Origin of the sequence: Martinezella multihospitum (genome assembly GCF_900094585.1) — a bacterium.
GTDB classification, from domain to species: Bacteria; Pseudomonadota; Alphaproteobacteria; order Rhizobiales; family Rhizobiaceae; genus Rhizobium; species Rhizobium multihospitium.
On sequence record NZ_FMAG01000009.1, the window covers coordinates 260,248 to 274,473 of the forward strand.

The window sequence follows — 14,226 nt, forward strand, 5'->3', positions numbered from 1 at the left end:
AAGCAAATCGGCGGGCAAAGTCGCCGCCGGTCGACGCATGAATTCGTGAAGAGCTTCGAAGTACTCCTCAATAAATAAGGCGATTCGCGTCCGGGGGAAGACGGCAACTTCAAATGTTTCCTTGAACCCCAGGGGCGACAGGTGTTAGCTGCACCGCACCATTTTCTGGAACTGCGCATGAAATTGCCCCCGCGTGATACTTATGAAGCCCTCTATCGCGACTTTCGTTGGGAGATTCCGGCGAAATTCAACATGGGACATGCTGTTTGCGATGCCTGGGCCGAGCATGAGCCGGATCGCATCTGCCTTCAACATTTCAATCCGGACGGCAATCACTTTTCCATGAGCTATGGCGAGTTGCGCGATCGCTCCGCCGCTTTCGCCAACGCGCTTGTCGCGCTCGGCGTGCAGGCGGGAGATCGGGTGGCGCTGCTGCTGCCGCAGAGTTTCGAGACGGTCGTGGCGCATGTTGCGATCTACAAGATGGGCGCGATAGCGCTGCCGCTGGCCTTGTTGTTCGGTGCCGAAGCGCTGGAATACCGGCTGAAGGCAGCCGGGGCATCGGCCATCGTCACGAACCGTTTTGGCCTCGAGCGGCTGCGCCCGATCCGGCACCGATTGCCGGAGTTGGCGCAGGTGATCAGCATCGATGGCGGCGAAGAGGGTGTTGCGGGTTTTGCCGATCTGGTGGCGGCACATCCGCCGCTATTCGAGGTCGCCGATACCGGCCCTGATGATCCGGCCCTGATGATCTTCACTTCGGGCACGACGGGGCCGCCCAAGGGCGCGCTGCACGGTCATCGCGTGCTGCCGGGGCATATTCCCGGCATGCAGTTCGCCCATGAAGGATTCCCGCAAGCAGGTGACCGGCTCTGGACGCCGTCGGACTGGGCCTGGGCCGGCGGTCTCCTGAATGCTCTGCTGCCGAGCCTGATGCTCGGCGTTCCCGTCGTTTCCTCGCCAGCGCAAAAATTCGATCCGCATATGGCCTTCCGCATCATGGCCGAGATGGAGGTGCGCAACGCCTTCATCCCGCCGACGGCGCTGCGGCTGCTGAAGGCCGTCGACAATCCGCGGACGCGTTACGATCTGAAGCTGCGCACCATCGGTTCGGCCGGCGAGGCGCTCGGCCGCGAAACCTTCGAATGGGCGCGCTCCGCGCTCGACGTCAGCGTCAACGAATTCTTCGGCCAGACGGAGTGCAATTTCGTGCTTTCTTCCAGCGAGGCCTTCGGCGTCAGCCGCGGCGGGTCGACGGGCAAGCCGGCGCCCGGTCATCGGGTCGCGATCGTCGATGCCGATGGCATCGAGGTTACGGTGGGCGAAACGGGGCAGATCGCGATCAAGCGCCCCGATCCGGTGATGTTTCTCGGCTACTGGCAGAACGAGGCGGCGACTGAGGCCAAATTCGCCAATGACTGGCTGCTGACAGGCGATATCGGCCGGCAGGATGCGGATGGCTATATTTCCTTCGTCGGCCGCGACGACGATGTCATCACCTCGTCCGGCTATCGCATCGGCCCGAGCGAGATCGAGGATTGCCTTGGCGGCCATCCGGCCGTGCAGCTTGCCGCCGCCGTCGGCAAGCCGGATGCGGTGCGAACGGAAATCGTCAAGGCCTATGTCGTTCTCGTGCCCGGTCGCGAGCCGAGCGAGGCGCTGGCGGTCGAAATTCGCGAATGGGTGAAGACCCGGCTTTCGATGCACGAATATCCGCGCGAGATCGAATTCGTCGACGCCCTGCCGCTGACGACGTCGGGCAAGGTCATCCGTCGCTTTCTGCGCGAGCGGGCAATTGCGGAAGCTAACGCTTCGTAAGCGACAGGATCTTTTCGCGCAGCAGCTTCGCCATGTTGCGGGTGCTGCGATACATATGCAGCTGCGTGGTCACCTGACGGACATCACGGTCGCCGTTCGGCGTCAGCCCGATGATGAGCGTGCCCATCTCCTCACGTTCGTGCCAGAAGCGGCTCATGATCGGATGATCCGGGACGGCGCAGGAATCGGAGCGGACGACGTTGGCGTCGTCGAGATGCCATTCCGTCAACTCGCCCATCAGTAGCTTGCCAGGCGAATAGCGGGCATAGGCCTCGTCGAATGCCGTCTTCCATGTATAGGCCTCGCCACCCATGATCAGCACGATCATCGAGGCGACGGCCTTGCCATTGAGATCAATGGTGTGAATGCGCACGGCATCGATGGCTGCAAGATTGGAAATCGCCTCGCGGGCGAAGGCGGCATGGTGGCGGTCAGTGACGAGCGCCGAGCGCTTCTTGCCCTTCCAGCCGCTTGCTTCCAGCGCCAGGAACTCTTCCATGCGGAGATGAATGTCGCGGGGTTGGCGGGCGACGTTGTAGCCGACCTCGCCCTGATTTTCCAAAAGCCGCCATTGCCGGCGCATTTCGCGCAAATGGCTGTTGGAGATTGTCCGCTTGAGATAGGTGAGCGCGTCGTCGCTGCTCTGAAGCATCGGGCGTTGGAACGGATTGGCGACGGCGATCGGCAGGTTCCGGCCGATGGCAATGACCTTGGCCATCTGCACGAAGTGACCGTTCAGGCGCACATCCGGCAGCACGAGCGTTGTTGGCAGGTGCAATTCCGGCCGGGCCAGCGCTTCGAGGAGATTGTCGAGCGTCTCGCCGGCATCCTCGGCGTCGAGGAGCGGCGTGCCGAGCGGGCCGAAGGAATTCGACCAGACGCGGACGATCGACGGGCCGATCGCAAAGCCCGGCTTGTCGACGGTAAAGGGCATCAGCAGACGCATGCGGCTGCGCGTGCTGTTATTGTCGCGCATCAGCGCCAACCGCACCTGCCGGTCCTCGAGGCGAGGCATGGCGGGCGCGAGGAAGCGGCCGGAAAAGAAGACATTCGGCTCCATGGCGCGGTTGGACAAGAAGTCCAGCTCGTCCTGCAGCTCGTAGCCGAGCTTGCCGGGATAGAGGCACAGTTCGCGGCCGGCGCGGCCGATCTCGACGCGGGCCTCGGCCTTCGGCGTTTCGAAGTGCAGCGCTGCGAGCGTATGCGTGAGGGCGTTCACTTGGCTATCGGTGGTTTCGGTGTAGGGAGGACGTGCCATGATCAGAAAGCCCTCGTTGCCGGTGGCGCCGCAGGGCGGCGGATGAGGGCGAATAGAGTGATGCCGAGCGCACGGCGGACGGCGATATGCAGGAGCAGGGCTTCGATCGCCATGGCGGCCGCGCCGGCGATAGCAGCGCCTTCGATGCCGAGATGCGGGATGAGCGCGATGTTCAGGCCGACATTGGCAACGAGCGCCACGGCATAGAGGTAGACACAGAGCATTTGCTTGTCAGCCATGGTCAACAACACTTCCGCGGGGCCAACAAGCGCTCTTGCGAGAATGCCGGCAAGCAGGATCGCCATCACGATCTGGCCCTCGATGAAGGCGGCGCCGAACAGCGAGAGCAGGAGTTGCCCCGCCGCCAGCACCACGAGACCGAGGGCAAGTGCTGGAAAGAAGGACCAACGCGTCGCTTCGGTCGCAAACGCTGCAAGCTTGCTTCGATCGCCTTCGGCCAGAATAGCGGCGAAACGCGGCCCGATGGCTGCCCTGACGGCAAAGGAGACAAAGAGCACCAGCGCCATCGTCTTGGCGGCGGCGAAATAGACGGCGACTTCATCCGGATCGAGGAAAATGCCGACAACGATGACGTCGGAATTGGTCAGCAGGTAGCCCACGCCTTCGACCAGGAAGATCGGCAGGGCGACCGCCGTCCAGGCGCTGAATTCGATGGCTTTCGGGCCGCCTGGATAATGGCGGCGCAGACGGAGCGTCACCGCGAGACACTGTAGCAGGACGCTGGTGAAGGCGCCGGCGAGCGCGGCGGTCATGGCGGTGACGGCATCGCGCGGCGCGCCGGCGAGGATGGCGGCCACCATGAACAGCAATATCAGGGTCGGGCGGATGAGGAAGGTCGGGCTCAAGGCCATGATCGGCCAATGCTTGGCGCGCGCCGTGCCGTCCAGAACGTCTCCCAGCGAAATCATCGGCACGGCAATCAGGCCGAGGAAGATCGGCATGACATAATAGTGCTCGACCATGCCGCGGAAGGCAAAGAGCAGCAGCGCACCGATCAGCGCCAACATGCCCGAGACGGCAACCACGAACAGGCGTGCGGTGGCGTTCAGGCCGCGAATGGCATCGTGATTGCCGCTGGCGTCATATTGCGGCAGGAAGCGGATGATGGCGGTCGGAAAGCCGAGGCAGGCGAGATTGCCGAACAGGATCATCAGCACCCAGACAAAGACGAAGATGCCGTATTCGAACCGTCCCATCAGGCGGGCAAGAATGATCTGTGAGAGGAAGGCGAGAGCTGCACCTGCGACGCGGATCGAGAAGGCGATCAGCGCCATGCGCTGCGAGACGGCCTTTTCATCCTGGCCGTTGAGCAGGGTGGCGACTTTACGCAGATACGGCGATAGCGCGGCCCGCAATGCGGACGGCAACATTCTTTCCGCTGTTTGAAAGACCGCCATGATCGATACGCAATACTTTAAGTATGATCCCAAACTCGCGCTAGTCTTGGCAGAGGAGAGTTAAGAATCGGTTCTTTCAATACCTAAAAGTGACGTTTCAGATGCGAAGGGTTGTTTATTGATCTTGCCGGAAAGCAACTGTTGGATGCGACAGGTCGGCGGCAGGCCGGGGGTGAAAGCGACGCAGGAAACGGGTGGCAAAGGCCGCAGCAGCGATGCAGAGTCGGTGGGCTGCTGGAGGAGGTTGCCGTGCTCAAGCTTTACGATTATTTGCCGTCGCAGAACGGCTGGAAGGCCAGGGTTCTGTTCGGGTTGCTCGATATTCCGTATCAGACTCACCTGGTATCGATCTTCGAAGGCGAGGGGCGCACGGATGCCTTTCTCGATCTCAATCCGGCAGGCGGCATCCCCGTTCTCGAGCTGGAGGACGGGCGCACGATCGCAGAATCGAACGCTATCCTCACCTACGTCGCCGATGGTACGCGATTTCTCCCGGAGGACCGCTATCAGCGCGCTAAGGTCATGCAATGGCTGTTCTTCGAGCAGTATCATGTCGAGCCGGTCATCGGCACGCTGCGCTTCTGGACATTGACGGGACGGCTGGAGCTCAATCCGGCTATGGTCGAAGCCAAGCGCGCGGGTGGCCTTCGCGCTCTCGCCGCATTGGAGCGCGGGCTGAAGACCACGCCCTTTCTGGCAGGCGAGGTGTTTTCGATCGCCGATATAGCGGTTTACGCCTATGCCCACAGGGCGGCGGATTGTGGTTTCGCTCTCGACGACTATCCGGCGCTCACCGCATGGTTCGATCGCGCGCTTGACGTTATCGGGCCTGGCTATCCGGTCCATCTCTACAGCGAAGATCCGCATACCGCCGTTTGAGGGTGCTTGGAGTTTCGATCGCTGCTCAGCTTCAACGTAGTGTAAACAAAAAATGCCGCCCGGAGGCGGCATTTCGTTCAGTTGGCATCGGGTCGAAGACCTCAGACGACTTCGCTGCTTTCGAAGGCGCCGTGGCAGTGCTTGTACTTCTTGCCGGAGCCGCAGGGGCAGGCCTCGTTGCGGCCGACGCGACCCCAGGTGGCCGGGTTGCGCGGGTCGCGGTTTTCCGGAGAAATGAAGTTTTCGCTGGCGAGAGCGAGCGGCGAAAATTCGTCCTCGCCAGTTGTCGCGTCGATATGACGGGCCTGCATCGGCGGTGTTTCCGGCTCGGCCGGCTGCTGCACCAGTTCGACACGCGAAAGCTGCGCGGTCACGGCCTGGCGCAGATTGTTCAATAGCGCCTGAAACAGCTCGAAAGCCTCGGCCTTGTATTCCTGCAGCGGATCGCGTTGCGCGTAGCCGCGGAAGCCGATGACCGAGCGCAGATGATCGAGGTTGACGATGTGCTCGCGCCAGAGATTGTCCAGTGTCTGCAGCACGATGGAGCGCTCGACATAGGTCATGATCTCGGGGCCGAAGCGTTCGGCCTTTTCGGCCGCAGCCTTCTCGGCGGCTTCCGTCAGGCGGGCGCGGATATCGTCTTCGGCGATGCCTTCTTCCTTGACCCAGTCATGCACGGGCATGTCGAGATCGAAGAAGTTGGCGACAGCCGTCTTCAGGCCGTCGGCATCCCACTGTTCGGCATAGGCGCGCTCTGGAATATGTCTGGCGACAAGATCCTCAATGACGTCGTGGCGCATGTCGCCGACGAATTCGGAGAGGTCCTTCGATTCCATCAGCTCGACGCGCTGGTCGAAGATGACCTTGCGTTGATCGTTCAGCACATCGTCGTACTTCAGAACGTTCTTGCGGATGTCGAAGTTGCGGGCCTCGACTTTCTTCTGGGCGCGTTCAACCGCTTTGTTGATCCAGGGGTGGACGATCGCTTCGCCTTCCTTGAGGCCGAGCTTCTGCAGCATGCCGTCCATGCGGTCGGAGCCGAAGATGCGCATCAGGTCGTCCTGGAGCGACAGGTAGAATTTCGAACGGCCCGGGTCGCCCTGGCGGCCGGAGCGGCCACGCAGCTGGTTGTCGATACGGCGGCTTTCATGGCGCTCGGAGGCGATGACGTAGAGGCCGCCGGCAGCGATCGATTTCTGCTTGAGTTCCTTGATCTCCTCGGCGATGCCGGCAATGGCCGCGTCGCGTTCCGGACCCGGCTCCATCTCGTGCAGGTCGCGTTCGACCCGCATTTCCAGATTGCCGCCGAGCTGGATGTCGGTGCCGCGGCCGGCCATGTTGGTGGCGATCGTCACCGCGCCGGGAACGCCGGCCTGGGCGACGATGTAGGCTTCCTGCTCATGGTAGCGCGCATTCAGAACCTGGAAGTTGCTGAAGCCGCGCTTGCGCATGAGGTCGGCAAGAAGTTCGGACTTCTCGATCGACGTCGTGCCGACCAGCACGGGCTGGCCGCGCTTGTGGGCGTCGAGAATCTCGTTGATGATGGCGTTATACTTCTCGGCATGCGTACGATAGACCTCGTCGTCCTCATCGATACGCTGGATCGGCAGGTTGGTCGGCACCTCGATCACGTCTAGGCCGTAGATGTTGCCGAATTCCTCTGCTTCCGTCGATGCCGTACCGGTCATGCCGGCGAGCTTTTCGTACATGCGGAAGTAGTTCTGGAAGGTGATCTGCGCCAGCGTCTGGTTTTCCGGCTGGATCTGCACGTGTTCCTTGGCTTCCAGTGCCTGGTGCTGACCGTCCGAATAGCGGCGGCCCGGCATCATGCGGCCGGTGAATTCGTCGATGATGACGACTTCGCCGTTGCGGACGATATAGTCCTTGTCGCGCTGGAACAGCTTGTGCGCCTTGAGCGCGTTGTTGATGTGGTGGACGATCGCGACATTCTCGACGTCGTAGAGCGATTCACCCTTCAAGAGGCCAGCTTCGCGCAGCATGTTTTCCAGCTTCTCGGTGCCGTCTTCGGAGAAGTTGGCCGAGCGCTGCTTTTCATCGATTTCGTAGTCTTCCTTCGCCAGGCGGGGAATGAAGGCGTCGATGGTGATATAAAGATCGGAGCGGTCGTCGAGCGGACCGGAGATGATCAGCGGCGTGCGCGCCTCGTCGACGAGGATCGAGTCCACTTCGTCGACGATCGCGAAGCTGTGGCCGCGCTGAACCATCTGGGCGCGCTCATATTTCATGTTGTCGCGCAGATAGTCGAAGCCGAGCTCGTTGTTGGTGGCGTAGGTGATGTCGCAGGCATAGGCGTCATGGCGCTGTTCATCCGACAGGCCATGGACGATGACGCCCGTCGTCAGGCCGAGGAAGCTGTACAGGCGGCCCATGGTGCCGCTGTCGCGCTGCGCCAGGTAATCGTTGACGGTAACGACATGCACGCCCTTGCCGGCCAGCGCGTTCAGATAGACCGGCAGGGTCGCAACCAGAGTTTTACCTTCACCGGTCTTCATTTCGGCGATGGCATTGGAATGAAGGATCATGCCGCCGATGAGCTGCACGTCAAAAGGTCGCATGCCGAGAACACGGCGTGACGCTTCACGAGCAACCGCAAAGGCCGGCACGAGGATATCATCCAGCGTCTTGCCGTCCGCGAGCTGCTGGCGGAACTCAACCGTCTTGGCGGCCAGAGCTTCATCGGACAGCGCGCGCATCTGCTGCTCGAGCGCATTGATTGCAGCTACTTGCGGCTGGAACGATTTGACCCGGCGGTCGTTGGACGAGCCGAACAACTTGCGGGCAATTCCACCTAGGCTGACCATGTGACTGGTCCTTTCTGAGATTTCATCCGGCCGTTTCCTGCTTGATCCCTTCCCGAAAAAAACGGGAGTATAGCATAAAACGGCCGGAAACTGTTCTGGACGCGAGGTTGCGTGACAGATAAGAGGGGGGTCGATTGATGTCAACGGGATTTGGCCGATACAGAAAGGCCACATTCTCCTGCTGAAGGCTTTTTCACGCCGGATTCACATCTGTCGAGCCGGTCGAGATCACCGAAGGGTTATTTTATGTTGAAGTACAACAAACTTGCTGCGGTTGCTTTCGCAACAATCTTTACCTTCCACGGGCCGGTCTTCGCGGCTGATGCCAAGGATCCCGTTGTCGCCAAGGTCGGCGATGTCGAAATCCATCAATCCGAACTCGATCTGGCAATCGCCAACCTCGATCCGCAGCTCGGCCAGCTTCCGGATGACCAGAAGAAGGTCGCAGCACTTTCGGCCTCGGTCGATGTGAAGCTGCTGTCGCAGAAGGCTGCCGCCGAGAAGCTCGACCAGACGCCGGACTTCCAGGCCCACATGGCCTATCTGCGCGACCGCGAGCTGCACAATGCCTACTTCAAGGCTCACGTTGCCGACTCCATCAAGGATGACGAAGTCAAGGCCCGTTACGACAAGGAAGTCGCAGCTCTGCCGAAACAGGAAGAGGTTCATGCCCGCCACATCCTCGTAAAGACCGAGGATGAAGCCAAGGCGATCATCAAGGAACTCGATGCCGGCAAGGATTTCGCCACACTCGCCAAGGAAAAGTCGACCGACCCGAACAAGGCCGACGGCGGCGATCTCGGCTATTTCGGCCATGGCCGCATGGTCAAGGAATTCGAGGACGCGGCTTTCGCGCTTCCTGTGGGAACCTACACGAAGACGCCGGTCAAGACCGATTTCGGCTGGCACGTCATCAAGGTCGAAGACAAGCGCAATGCTCCTCCTCCGCCGTTCGACCAGGTCAAGGACCAGGTTCGTCAGCTCGTCATGCGCGACAAGTATCTTGAACTCCTGAATCAGGCCAAGCAGGATACCAAGGTCGTCATCAACGACCCGGCTCTCAGCAAGGCCTATGACGATGCGCAGAAGCAGCAGGACGCAGCACCGGCCGATGACGCCGTTGCGCCTGCCGATGGTGCAGCAGCGCCTGACGCGCAGCCGCAGCAGTAAGTAGTCGCGAATAGAATCATTCAGGGCCCGGTTTTTCCGGGCCCTTCACTATCAGGGTGGCTCTCATGTCCGGTTCCGTTTCTCCGCTCGCTCCTAAAACCTTTACTGCCATGCCCGCCCTTCGCGGCGTGCGCATGACCACGGCATCCGCCGGCATCAAGTACAAGAACCGGACCGACGTCCTGCTGATGGTCTTCGATAAGCCCGCGGCCGTTGCCGGCGTCTTCACCCGCTCGAAATGCCCTTCGGCTCCGGTCGATTTCTGCCGGAAGAACCTGGCCCACGGCAGCGCCCGCGCCGTCGTCGTCAATTCCGGCAATGCCAATGCCTTCACCGGCCTGAAGGGGCGCCAGGCGACGGAATTGACCGCCAAGTCCGCGGCTGCGGCCGTCGGCTGCAGTGAGAACGAAGTCTATCTCGCCTCGACAGGCGTTATCGGCGAACCGCTTGACGCCACCAAGTTTGCCGGCGTGCTCGACACGATGGCGAAGGATGCCGTTAGCGACTTCTGGTTCGAGGCCGCCAAGGCGATCATGACCACGGATACCTATCCGAAGGTTGCGACCCGCACAGCCGAGATCGGCGGCGTCAAGGTGACCATCAACGGCATCGCCAAGGGTGCTGGCATGATTGCCCCTGACATGGCGACGATGCTCTCCTTCGTCGTCACCGATGCCGATATCTCCTCTTCAGCTTTGCAGACGCTGCTGTCCGAAGGCGTCGGCCCGAGCTTCAATTCCATGACGGTCGACAGCGACACGTCGACTTCGGACACTCTGATGCTGTTTGCCACGGGTGCCGCCGCAGCTGACGGTCAGGCGCATATCGACCGCGCCGACGATCCAAAGCTTGCCGGCTTCCGCGCCGCGCTCAACGAATTGCTGAAGGATCTCGCCATCCAGGTCGTGCGCGACGGCGAAGGCGCGACCAAGATGCTCGAAATCACCGTAACCGGCGCTGAAAGCGACGCGGCTGCCAAGCGCATCGCCCTTTCGATCGCCAATTCGCCGCTGGTCAAGACCGCGGCTGCCGGTGAAGATGCCAATTGGGGTCGTGTCGTCATGGCGGTCGGCAAGGCCGGCGAAATGGCGGATCGCGACAAGCTCGCCATCTGGTTCGGCGATGTCCGCGTCGCCGTCAACGGCGAGCGTGATGCTTCCTATTCGGAAGAAGCTGCGTCTAATGTCATGAAGCAGCAGGATATTCCCGTGAAGGTCGATCTCGGCCTTGGCAATGGTCGGGCGACGGTCTGGACCTGCGACCTCACCAAGGAATATGTTGCCATCAATGGCGACTACCGGAGCTGATACCTAGCTGATGCATGCGCAGTCCACGATAAACAAGTTGCCCTTGGTGCGCAGGCTGGAAGCCGTCGGCTTCCGGGCCTGGCCCGCCTCGTCGGTGCAATATGATGGCAGCTGGCAGATCCGGCTAACGGCGGGTCATCCGTCGAAGCGGCTGAATTCTGTCGTGCCGCTCGATCCCTCCGATCATCGCGATCTCGAAATCCGGCTGGCGAAGGCGCAGCGCAAGTTCGAGGCCTATGGCAGGCCGATGGTCGTGCGCGAGACGCCGCTCGCCTCGCGGAAGCTCATCGAGCTCTTGCGGGAGCACGGCTGGACGTGCTTCGACGAGACGATCGTCATGACCGCCAATCTCGTCGATCTTGAATTGCCCGACATGCTGGATCATCTGCCGAGCCACGATGTCGGCCGTTTTGTCGATGCGAGCCTCATCGTCGATGAGGCCGATCCGGCTCTGAAGCCGGCATTGGCCGAGGTGGTTAGCGGCATCAAGCCGCCATCGGGCCTCTTTGTCATCGAAAATGATGATGCCGGACCGGTGGCGACAACGCTCTGCGTACAGGATAATGATCTTGCCGGCATCATGTCGGTTGCCGTCTCGCCGCAGCATCGGCGCAAGGGCCTCGGAGCCGAGATCCTGACTTCGGCGCTTCGCTGGGCCCGCATGCGCAGCGCCAAGACCGCCTGGCTGCAGGTCAGCGCCGACAATGCGCCGGCTTTGGCGCTCTATGTCCACTTCGGCTTCCGCGAAGCCTATCGTTATTGCTATTGGCAACCGCCGGGGAATGTATGAGCGAAACTGGCCGAAAGATCGTCCTCGTTGCCGCCTGTGCGCTCATCGATGTGGATGGACGTATCCTGCTGGCGCAGCGTCCTGAGGGTAAATCGCTCGCCGGCCTCTGGGAATTTCCCGGCGGCAAGGTGGAAGCCGGCGAAACGCCGGAGGAGACCCTGGTGCGCGAACTCCAAGAAGAGCTTGGCATCCAGACGAAGATCGCCTGCCTTGCGCCCCTGACCTTTGCCAGCCACACCTATGAGACCTTCCATCTGCTGATGCCGCTTTATATCTGCCGGCGTTACGAAGGAATCCCGCATGGCCGGGAAGGACAGGCGATCAAATGGGTGCGGCCGCAGGCTCTGCGTGATTACCCCATGCCGCCGGCCGACGAGCCGCTGATCCCCTTCCTGCAGGATCTGCTTTAACGGCGCTCTCGCTCAGGTTCGGTACTTGGCCGGCCAGAATCGCCTTCGGGTCAGATGTCTTTGAAACGGAAGTTCGACTTGGTGAGCTGATCGAGGCTTTGTGCCATCGACTCGCGGTGAGACGGCTCTGTTTTCGGTGTTCTCCGTAACAGCTCCGTCAGCATTTCCGATTGTCTGGCTGAATCCCGGCGGATCACCTCCAGATGTTCGAGCATCAAGCCAAACGTAAAGATCACGGCGCCACAAAATCCATATAGAAGGATGACGACCAGCCCCGCGACAAGGCCGCCTATGCCGCCGACGGCAACCATCCAGACGGCCATCGCGACCGCCAGGGCTATAACGAGGCCGCCGACGACTTTAAACAATCCCACCATATATTAGCCCAGATGCAACTTATGATGACAATATCTCGCGGATAGATTGCGTCAATGCGAGCAAATATCAACCTCAATTTATTGGAGTGGAAAGTACTCAATATGTTCTTTAGCGTGTGCTTGTCTGCGCGATCTGGCGCCTGATGCGAAGCTTGAACCTTCTGGAGTTTTTGCAGCGCACATTTGGTGCATCGAGAGACGACACATCACAAGTATGGTTAACGGGAATTAGCCATTTAATATCAGGCCGATAGTGCGAATCACGAACTGTCCCAGAACTTTACGTCTCATTAATTTGCATGTGGATATTAAGGGATCGTTTATGACCTTCTGGCATTGAATTCTCTCAATCAAGCGGTTGTTGGGTGCGTTAAAGAAGGCTTGACATAATGGACGACGATTTCTGGAAAGCTGTTCAGGAAAAAGAGCAGTCCTATTCCACGTCGCGCAGGACGGGCGCGTTGAATATCGCTTTGCTGTTCGGTACGGCGGCGGTCGCGCTTTCGCTTATTCTCACGCCGATGCTCTCCGACAAATCAAAGTCGCGCGTGCTTGCAAGCGCGCCGGATATTGACAATATTACGACGGGTTCGATCCCGCAGACGGAAAACGGCAAGCGTTATACGATCCGCCGCAGCGTTCTGCAGCAGGAACCGGGTTCGGTCTGCATCGTCCAGGGTTATGGTGCCGATAGCGGCTGCCAATAGTGCATGAGCATAGCCTGCCGGATGCCATGACGAGCATCGGATTCATCTGTTGTCCAATGCTGGGAGCCTCGAGCCTATGCGTTCCGTTCGGCGTATTTTCACCGACAAGACCGGTGCCACGGTCATCGAATACGGCCTCATCGCCGCCTTGATGTCGGCTGCAATCATCAGTGGTGTCGGTGCCTTTGGCGGTAGCCTCTCAAGCACATTCAATATTCTGTCCAATACGATCCAGAATTCCGCCGCCTCCCAGAACAACTGACGCGGCTGGCAAACCTCCGGCTATTGCTTCAGCTTGTGCTCTTCGACCTTGAGCGCATCGGCCAGACGCGCCTTGGCCGAACCAGGCCGCAGCGGCTTCTGCTGGCTCTCATGCGGCGTCCAGCCTGAGACATAGATGATCGAGAATGTTGCCCTGATCCGCCCGTCCGGATCGGAGTAGCGTTCGGCATAAAGTTCGGCTGCGCGCAGGAAGAAGGTGCGGGTCAGCGGCTTGCGGCTGCGATCGACAAGCGGATTGGTCATGCCCATGGCACGCAGGTCGCGCATCAGGGCAAAGAGGTTGTCGTAGCGCACGGTGTAGTTTTCGGCGTCGATGACGGGCAGGGTAAAGCCGGCACGCTGCAGCAGACCGCCGACATCGCGGACATCGGCAAAGGGGATGACCCGCGGGCTGGCGCCACCCGTCAGCTCGATCTCGGTCGCGAGCAACACGTCGCGCAACTCCTGCAGGGTTCCGGAGCCGGGGATCGCCGCCAGGAAAAGGCCGTCGGCCTTCAGCGCCCGGCGGATCTGGATGAAGACGCCGGGAGTGTCGTTGGTGACATGCAGGCTGAGTGGCGAAAGCACGAGATTGACCGATTCCGCCTCCAGCGGCAGTTCCTCCGGCGGCGCCTCGATCAAGGTTTCGCCGGGGGCGGCAAAGCCCATTTCGTTTTCGATCCTTTTCAAATGACCGATCTTGCCGGTTGCCAGAGCTAGGCGCGCAGCGATGCCGGTAGCGCCATGCAGTTCGACGGCTTCGTCGAAATGGCGCTCGGTCACTGTAAGCCGCTCCGCCAGTTCGCTGGCGGCGATATCGAGCAGGAAAGCCGCTTTCGCGTCACCTTGTCTTAGTGCCCGGCGCTTGCGGGCCGAAAGCAGCGGTTGATCGAACACGATTTCCATGGTGGTTTCCTGCGATATCATCAATTCGGCGGAGCGTGCCGGGCACGCGCGTTTTCTCTTGCGCAATTCCGGACGGAAAACCGCTATACACTTTTCCTGGAAT

13 protein-coding genes are annotated in these 14,226 nt (G+C 60.6%); 8 read left to right on the forward strand and 5 right to left on the reverse strand.

Translation table 11 applies throughout. The features are described from left to right. Positions 1-177 precede the first annotated feature (177 nt). Positions 178-1,818, forward strand: a complete 1,641-nt coding sequence (locus GA0061103_RS29475) for an AMP-binding protein (protein WP_092717791.1) — start codon at positions 178-180, stop codon at positions 1,816-1,818. Here the strand turns inward: GA0061103_RS29475 and GA0061103_RS29480 are convergent. Both GA0061103_RS29480 and GA0061103_RS29485 read right to left on the reverse strand, forming a co-directional pair. After that, positions 1,805-3,076: a GNAT family N-acetyltransferase gene (locus GA0061103_RS29480; RefSeq protein WP_092717794.1), complete on the reverse strand. Its 1,272-nt coding sequence runs from the start codon at positions 3,074-3,076 to the stop codon at positions 1,805-1,807. The genes GA0061103_RS29475 and GA0061103_RS29480 overlap by 14 nt on opposite strands. A gap of 2 nt (positions 3,077-3,078) precedes the next feature. Beyond that, a complete protein-coding gene (locus GA0061103_RS29485; RefSeq protein ID WP_092717796.1) occupies positions 3,079-4,494 on the reverse strand; it encodes an oligosaccharide flippase family protein in 1,416 nt (471 codons plus the stop codon). A gap of 249 nt (positions 4,495-4,743) precedes the next feature. On the opposite strand from GA0061103_RS29485, the gene GA0061103_RS29490 reads away from it, so the two are divergent. Beyond that, positions 4,744-5,373, forward strand: a complete 630-nt coding sequence (locus GA0061103_RS29490) for a glutathione S-transferase family protein (RefSeq protein ID WP_092717799.1) — start codon at positions 4,744-4,746, stop codon at positions 5,371-5,373. Positions 5,374-5,474: 101 nt separating this feature from the next. On the opposite strand, the gene secA is transcribed toward GA0061103_RS29490, so the two are convergent. Then, the gene (gene secA, locus GA0061103_RS29495; RefSeq protein WP_092717801.1) at positions 5,475-8,195 is read right to left on the reverse strand and encodes a preprotein translocase subunit SecA; all 2,721 of its coding nucleotides are present in this window, start codon (positions 8,193-8,195) and stop codon (positions 5,475-5,477) included. Between the two features lie 246 nt (positions 8,196-8,441). On the opposite strand from secA, the gene GA0061103_RS29500 reads away from it, so the two are divergent. The 4 genes from GA0061103_RS29500 to mutT all read left to right on the forward strand — a co-directional run bounded on the left by GA0061103_RS29500 (position 8,442) and on the right by mutT (position 11,872). Further along, positions 8,442-9,365, forward strand: a complete 924-nt coding sequence (locus GA0061103_RS29500; RefSeq protein WP_092717803.1) for a peptidylprolyl isomerase — start codon at positions 8,442-8,444, stop codon at positions 9,363-9,365. A gap of 65 nt (positions 9,366-9,430) precedes the next feature. Beyond that, a complete protein-coding gene (gene argJ, locus GA0061103_RS29505) occupies positions 9,431-10,672 on the forward strand; it encodes a bifunctional glutamate N-acetyltransferase/amino-acid acetyltransferase ArgJ (protein ID WP_092717806.1) in 1,242 nt (413 codons plus the stop codon). A gap of 10 nt (positions 10,673-10,682) precedes the next feature. After that, positions 10,683-11,462 (forward strand): GNAT family N-acetyltransferase, encoded by a 780-nt coding sequence (locus tag GA0061103_RS29510; RefSeq protein WP_092717809.1) that lies wholly within the window; start codon positions 10,683-10,685, stop codon positions 11,460-11,462. Continuing rightward, positions 11,459-11,872, forward strand: coding sequence for an 8-oxo-dGTP diphosphatase MutT (mutT, locus tag GA0061103_RS29515; RefSeq protein ID WP_092717812.1), 414 nt, complete (start codon positions 11,459-11,461; stop codon positions 11,870-11,872). Before GA0061103_RS29510 ends, mutT begins: the two co-directional genes overlap by 4 nt. A 50-nt stretch (positions 11,873-11,922) precedes the next feature. Here mutT and GA0061103_RS29520 read toward each other — a convergent pair whose 3' ends face one another. Then, the gene (locus GA0061103_RS29520) at positions 11,923-12,195 is read right to left on the reverse strand and encodes a hypothetical protein (protein WP_245304899.1); all 273 of its coding nucleotides are present in this window, start codon (positions 12,193-12,195) and stop codon (positions 11,923-11,925) included. Positions 12,196-12,638: 443 nt separating this feature from the next. On the opposite strand from GA0061103_RS29520, the gene GA0061103_RS29525 reads away from it, so the two are divergent. Together GA0061103_RS29525 and GA0061103_RS29530 are read left to right on the forward strand one after the other, a co-directional pair. Then, positions 12,639-12,956: a hypothetical protein gene (locus tag GA0061103_RS29525; protein WP_069612953.1), complete on the forward strand. Its 318-nt coding sequence runs from the start codon at positions 12,639-12,641 to the stop codon at positions 12,954-12,956. Between the two features lie 76 nt (positions 12,957-13,032). Further along, entirely contained in the window at positions 13,033-13,218 is a 186-nt protein-coding gene (locus GA0061103_RS29530) for a Flp family type IVb pilin (RefSeq protein ID WP_092717818.1), read from the forward strand. Positions 13,219-13,238: 20 nt separating this feature from the next. Here GA0061103_RS29530 and GA0061103_RS29535 read toward each other — a convergent pair whose 3' ends face one another. Further along, positions 13,239-14,123, reverse strand: a complete 885-nt coding sequence (locus tag GA0061103_RS29535) for a class I SAM-dependent methyltransferase (RefSeq protein WP_092717821.1) — start codon at positions 14,121-14,123, stop codon at positions 13,239-13,241. Between the last annotated feature and the right edge of the window lie 103 nt (positions 14,124-14,226).

What these genes read in the sequence shown, in the direction of transcription:
- GA0061103_RS29500 (WP_092717803.1), top strand. Translation starts at nt 8,442, where the DNA reads ATGTTGAAGTACAACAAACTTGCTGCGGTTGCTTTCGCAACAATCTTT.
- GA0061103_RS29510 (WP_092717809.1), top strand. Translation starts at nt 10,683, where the DNA reads ATGCATGCGCAGTCCACGATAAACAAGTTGCCCTTGGTGCGCAGGCTG.
- secA (WP_092717801.1), bottom strand. Translation starts at nt 8,195, where the DNA reads ATGGTCAGCCTAGGTGGAATTGCCCGCAAGTTGTTCGGCTCGTCCAAC.
- GA0061103_RS29535 (WP_092717821.1), bottom strand. Translation starts at nt 14,123, where the DNA reads ATGGAAATCGTGTTCGATCAACCGCTGCTTTCGGCCCGCAAGCGCCGG.
- GA0061103_RS29530 (WP_092717818.1), top strand. Translation starts at nt 13,033, where the DNA reads ATGCGTTCCGTTCGGCGTATTTTCACCGACAAGACCGGTGCCACGGTC.
- GA0061103_RS29480 (WP_092717794.1), bottom strand. Translation starts at nt 3,076, where the DNA reads ATGGCACGTCCTCCCTACACCGAAACCACCGATAGCCAAGTGAACGCC.
- GA0061103_RS29520 (WP_245304899.1), bottom strand. Translation starts at nt 12,195, where the DNA reads ATGGCCGTCTGGATGGTTGCCGTCGGCGGCATAGGCGGCCTTGTCGCG.
- GA0061103_RS29525 (WP_069612953.1), top strand. Translation starts at nt 12,639, where the DNA reads ATGGACGACGATTTCTGGAAAGCTGTTCAGGAAAAAGAGCAGTCCTAT.
- mutT (WP_092717812.1), top strand. Translation starts at nt 11,459, where the DNA reads ATGAGCGAAACTGGCCGAAAGATCGTCCTCGTTGCCGCCTGTGCGCTC.
- GA0061103_RS29485 (WP_092717796.1), bottom strand. Translation starts at nt 4,494, where the DNA reads ATGGCGGTCTTTCAAACAGCGGAAAGAATGTTGCCGTCCGCATTGCGG.
- argJ (WP_092717806.1), top strand. Translation starts at nt 9,431, where the DNA reads ATGTCCGGTTCCGTTTCTCCGCTCGCTCCTAAAACCTTTACTGCCATG.
- GA0061103_RS29475 (WP_092717791.1), top strand. Translation starts at nt 178, where the DNA reads ATGAAATTGCCCCCGCGTGATACTTATGAAGCCCTCTATCGCGACTTT.